The organism is Streptomyces sp. NPDC006512 (genome assembly GCF_040611935.1).
In the GTDB taxonomy this organism is placed as follows: Bacteria; Actinomycetota; Actinomycetes; order Streptomycetales; family Streptomycetaceae; genus Streptomyces.
The window spans coordinates 1-1034 of the sequence record NZ_JBEXPG010000145.1; the positions used below are offsets into that span (position 1 = coordinate 1).

1 protein-coding gene is annotated in these 1034 nt (G+C 69.7%); it reads left to right on the forward strand.

What is annotated here, in order from left to right:
- On the forward strand, positions 1-1034 hold a 1034-nt coding region (locus ABZZ17_RS40015; RefSeq protein WP_356884312.1), incomplete at both ends, for an amino acid adenylation domain-containing protein.

Consider the following 1034-nt stretch of genomic DNA (forward strand, 5'->3'; position numbering starts at 1 on the left):
ACCGGCCGCCCCAAGGGCGTCATGGTCGAACACGAAGCCATCGTCAACCGCATCACCTGGATGCAGCACACCTACCAACTCACCCCGACCGACCGCGTACTACAGAAAACCCCCGCCAGCTTCGACGTCTCCGTCTGGGAATTCTTCTGGCCCCTCGCCTACGGAACCCCCCTCGTCATCGCCCGCCCCGACGGCCACAAAGACCCCGACTACCTCACCACCCTCATCAACGAACAACACATCACCGTCCTGCACTTCGTCCCCTCCATGCTCACCGCCCTCCTCACCGAAACCACCCTCACCAACTGCCCCACCCTCCGCCTCGTCACCTGCTCCGGCGAAGCCCTCCCCACCGACCTCGTCACCCGCTTCCACACCCCAACCACCCACACCCAACTCGCCAACCTCTACGGACCCACCGAAGCCGCCGTCGACGTCACCGCCACCACCAGCACCCCCACCAACACCCAAGGCCACACCACCGCCCCCATCGGCACCCCCCTCTGGAACACCCGCACCTACATCCTCGACCCCACACTCCAACCCGTACCCCCCGGCACCCCCGGCGAGCTCTACCTCGCCGGCATCCAACTCGCCCGCGGCTACCTCTCCCGACCCGACCTCACCGCCGAACGCTTCACCGCCGACCCCCACGGCACCCCCGGCACCCGCATGTACCGCACCGGCGACCTCGCCCGCCACCTCCCCGACGGCCGCATCCACTACCTCGGCCGCACCGACGACCAAGTCAAACTCCGCGGCTTCCGCATCGAACCCGGCGAGATAGCCACGGTCCTGGCCTCCTCGCCGTCCGTCGGCCAAGCCGCGGTGCTGGTGCGCGAGGACGTCCCGGGGATCCAGCGGCTGGTGGCCTACGCCGTCCCGGCGCCCGGCGCCACCCTCGATCCGGACGCCCTGCGCACCCTCGCCGCCGAACACCTCCCCGAGTACATGGTCCCGGCCGTCGTCCTCACCCTCCCCGCGCTCCCCCTCTCCCCCAACGGCAAACTCGACCGACGCGCCCTGCCGGCACC